Source organism: Mesorhizobium sp. (assembly GCF_004962925.1).
Classification (GTDB): Bacteria; Pseudomonadota; Alphaproteobacteria; order Rhizobiales; family Rhizobiaceae; genus Mesorhizobium.
In genome coordinates, this window is record NZ_SUEO01000106.1 from 2064 (window position 1) to 5387 (window position 3324).

Here is a 3324-nt window from a genome sequence, read left to right on the forward strand (position 1 = left end):
GCTGGCTAAGCTCGCCGGCGGTGTCGCTGTCATCCGCGTCGGCGGCTTGACCGAGGTCGAGGTCAAGGAGCGCAAGGATCGCGTCGACGATGCAATGCACGCCACACGCGCGGCGGTCGAGGAAGGCATACTGCCCGGGGGCGGCGTGGCGCTGCTCAGGGCGGCGAAGGCGCTCGATAGCGTTGCCGTCGACAATCCCGACCAGAAGACCGGTGTCGACATCGTGCGTCGCGCCATCGAAGCGCCGGTGCGCCAGATCGCCGAGAACGCCGGTGCGGAAGGTTCGATCATCGTCGGCAAGCTGCGCGAGACGAGCGACTTCGGCTATGGCTGGAACGCGCAGACCAACGAGTTCGGCGACCTGTACTCACAGGGCGTCATCGATCCGGCCAAGGTCGTGCGCACTGCGCTGCAGGGTGCCGCCTCTGTTGCCGGCCTGCTCGTCACCACCGAGGCTATGGTGGCCGAGAAGCCGAAGAAGGAAGCGGCCGCTCCGGCGATGCCTGCCGGCATGGATTACTGAGGCCAGGCTTCTGAGGACAAACGACCGTGCCCGCCGACGCGATGGCGGGCACGGTCGTGCCCGGTACCATATGCAGGTGTTGCCATGGACATGATGAACAGTTTGGGAAAGATCGCCGCGCCGACCCTTCCCAGGACCGATTTCAACTATGAAACGGAGTGCAAGACGGCACTGGCGCCGCTTGTCGACGGATTGCTGGACGCAGTCGAGTCGGCCGGCTGGGATCGCCGCAAGGCGGCCTACACGCTGATGTTCCTGTCGGCTCAGCGATTGGGAGCCGGCAAGGAGGAGCGCAAATGATTGCGGCGCGGATGCGTGAGTGCCTGCGCCTGCTGAGATGGTCGCCCGCCGCAACGATCTTCTCGCGCCGCAGACGAGTTCTACGGTTGCGGGAGGGACGCTCGCCGATTGGCCGACGCGTTCGCAGCGCGTCAATGCGCCGGCCTGAGTGGAAGACGGTTCGCCGACCGCGGGGAAGCTTGAACTAAGCCCGCGGCAGCAGCCTGCGCATGATGAGCGATGCATGGCCTTCCACACCGTGCGGCGCGGGCCTGCGCTCGACCACTTCGAACCCGTGCTTGCGGTAGAATGCGATCGCCCGGTCATTCCCTTCGATCACTTCGAGGGCGATGCTCGGGATGCCCGAATGGGCGGCAAGGACGGCATGCAGCATATCGGCGGCCAGCCCCGTGCCGAACTCGCTCTTGTCGATGTGGAGCCGGTCAAGAATGACGTTGCCGGTTTCGTCCATCTCGGCCATCGCGTAGCCGGCAATCGAGCCGTCCGGCCGTACCGCGACGAACGACATCTTGTTGTCGTCGGCCAGTTCCGCCGCGATCTTTTGCGGCGCGTGACGGCCGTCCGAGATGCGTGCCGTGGTCTTGGCGCCGATGATCGGCGAATAGGTGCGGCGCCAGGACTCGCCAAGGAGTTGCGATACCGACGGCACGTCCTGTTCGGTCATGGTTCTGATCTGGGTCATCGCTACCTCCCCGGCAGTTTACGACATCGCAGCCTTCGCTCCTCGGATCACCGCCTCACCCGCGATTTCAGCCAGCGATCGAAGGCCACCGCGAGGATGAGGATCAGGCCGATGACGATGCTTTGGGTGTAGGACGAGACGTTGTTGAATTGCAGCCCATTCTGCAGCACGCCGATCAGCGCCGCGCCCACCACCGTGCCGCCGACGCTGCCGATGCCACCGAACAGCGAGGTGCCGCCGATGACGACCGCCGAGATCACTGTCAGCTCATAGCCGATGCCGGCGACGGCTTCCGAGGAATTGAGCCTCGCCGACAGCACGAAGGCGGCAAGGCCGGCGAAGAAGCCGACGATGACATAGACCGAGATCAGGATGCGGTCGACGCGCAGGCCGGACAGCCTTGCCGCTTCGGCATTGCCGCCGACGGCGTAGACGGCGCGGCCGTAGCGCGTGTAGCGCAGCACGATGTGGCACAGGATCGCCGCCGCCGCGAAGATGATCGCCGGCACCGGCACCGGGCCGATCAGGCCGGTGCCGAACCAGCGCATCGAGGCATCGAAGCCGGAGATCGGGCCGCCATTGGAGATCGTCAGCGTCAGGCCGCGAAACACGGTGAGGCCGCCGAGCGTGACGACGAAGGGCGGCACCTTCAGCCTGGTGATGGCAAAGCCCTGGACGCCGCCGGCCAGGGCGCCGATGACGACGGCGGCCAGAAGTGCGGCAAACCAGCCATAACCTTGCGTGCCCGACGTCGACAGCGACAGCGTGTTGGCGGTGCCCCCCTTGGCCACCACCGCCGCGACCATGCCGCAGAAGGCCAGCAGTGAGCCGACCGACAGGTCGATGCCGGCGGTGAGGATGACGAAGGTCATGCCGAGCGCGATCAGCCCGGTGATCGAGATCTGCCGCATGATGTTGAAGATGTTGATGGGGTCGATGAAGCTCGGCTTCAGGACGGTAAAAACGACGATCAGCAGCGCCAGGAACATCAGCGGACCGAAGCTCATCAGCAGGCGCGCAATATTGATGCCGCCGCGCTGGTTCTGTTCGGTGGCGCTGGTCATTGCATTGCTTCCCGATTCTGGGCTTCCTGCTTCTGGTCGAGCGCCATCAGTTCCATCAGTTTTTCCTCTGTCGCCTCGATGCCGGGCATCTCGCCGGTGATGCGTCCGCGCCGCATGGTGACGATCCTGTCGGACACGGCAAGCACCTCGGGCAATTCCGAAGAGATCATCATGATGGCGATGCCGCGCGCCGCGAGTTGCACCAGTATCTGATGCACCTCGGCCTTGGCGCCGACATCGACGCCGCGCGTCGGTTCATCCACGATCAGCACCTTGGGGTCGCGCGCCAGCCAGCGGGCAAGGATGACCTTCTGCTGGTTGCCGCCGGATAGCCCCTCTATGGGCTGCTCGGGCGAGGCCATGCGGATCGACAGCGTCTTTCTGTAGCTTGCCAGCGCTTCGCGCTCGCGCCGCTCGGTCATGAAGCCGGCGGCGTTGGAGTAGCGGCCTAATGCCGCGATGGAAAAGTTGGTCAGGATGCCGAGCGCGGCGAAGATCGCCTGATGCTTGCGGTCTTCCGGCACCAGGCCGATGCCGAGCGCGATGGCGTCGGCGGGTGTTTCAGGCGCGATCGTCTTGCCGTCGAGCGTGATGGTGCCGGCGGCGATACGGTCGGCGCCGAAGATGGCGCGGGCAAGCTCGGTGCGGCCGGAACCGACAAGGCCGGCAACGCCGAGGATCTCGCCCGCCTTGAGGTCGAGGTCGACGCCTTCGAGCACGATGGCGTGCGGCGCCTGCGGATCGCGCACCGTGCG

General features: G+C 65.7%; 6 protein-coding genes. 3 read left to right on the forward strand and 3 right to left on the reverse strand.

The annotated features are described in order from the left end of the window. From E5W87_RS20290 to E5W87_RS20300, 3 genes are all read left to right on the forward strand, one after another. On the forward strand, nt 1-523 hold a 523-nt coding region (locus tag E5W87_RS20290; protein WP_292401326.1), incomplete at its 5' end, for a TCP-1/cpn60 chaperonin family protein. An 84-nt stretch (nt 524-607) separates the two neighbouring features. Beyond that, nucleotides 608-823, forward strand: coding sequence for a hypothetical protein (locus tag E5W87_RS20295; RefSeq protein ID WP_292401329.1), 216 nt, complete (start codon nt 608-610; stop codon nt 821-823). A gap of 19 nt (nt 824-842) precedes the next feature. Continuing rightward, nucleotides 843-971: a hypothetical protein gene (locus E5W87_RS20300; RefSeq protein WP_292401332.1), complete on the forward strand. Its 129-nt coding sequence runs from the start codon at nt 843-845 to the stop codon at nt 969-971. A gap of 36 nt (nt 972-1007) precedes the next feature. On the opposite strand, the gene E5W87_RS20305 is transcribed toward E5W87_RS20300, so the two are convergent. The 3 genes from E5W87_RS20305 to E5W87_RS20315 all read right to left on the reverse strand — a co-directional run. After that, entirely contained in the window at nt 1008-1505 is a 498-nt protein-coding gene (locus E5W87_RS20305) for an N-acetyltransferase (protein WP_292401335.1), read from the reverse strand. Between the two features lie 47 nt (nt 1506-1552). Then, nucleotides 1553-2569, reverse strand: coding sequence for an ABC transporter permease (locus E5W87_RS20310; RefSeq protein WP_292401337.1), 1017 nt, complete (start codon nt 2567-2569; stop codon nt 1553-1555). Then, the coding region (locus E5W87_RS20315) for an ATP-binding cassette domain-containing protein (RefSeq protein WP_292401340.1) at nt 2566-3324 on the reverse strand (759 nt) is incomplete at its 5' end. The genes E5W87_RS20315 and E5W87_RS20310, both read right to left, overlap by 4 nt.